We start from the raw sequence: 365 nt of genomic DNA, 5'->3' as shown, positions 1-365 counted from the left end.
AGCCAGCTGATCATCATCGACCACCAGCCGCAGATGGCCTTCGGTGTGCAGTCGATGGACCGCCAGACCATGAAGAACAATGTGGTGGGCCTGGCCAAGGCGGCCAAGATTTTCGATGTGCCGACGACGATCACCACGGTGGAGTCCGAGTCGTTCTCCGGTTACACCTACCCCGAAATCCTCGACGTCTTCCCGGGCCAGCAGACGCTGGAACGCACCTCGATGAACTCGTGGGATGACCAGAAGGTGCGCGACGCGCTGGCCGCCAACGGCCGCAAGAAGATCGTCGTGGCCGGCCTGTGGACCGAGGTCTGCAACACGACCTTTGCCCTGAGCGCGATGCTGGAAGGTGACTACGAGATCTA

At 61.4% G+C, this 365-nt stretch carries 1 protein-coding gene; it reads left to right on the top strand.

Annotation, left to right across the window (positions count from 1 at the left end):
• Positions 1-365 (top strand): isochorismatase family protein (locus AB4Z27_RS29830; protein ID WP_441646088.1); only part of this gene is annotated, 365 nt, incomplete at both ends.

This window comes from Cupriavidus sp. KB_39 (assembly GCF_052114485.1).
Lineage (GTDB): Bacteria > Pseudomonadota > Gammaproteobacteria > Burkholderiales > Burkholderiaceae > Cupriavidus.
Note: the sequence above shows the minus strand (reverse complement) of the source record. Positions and strands in the feature narration are given on the sequence as shown.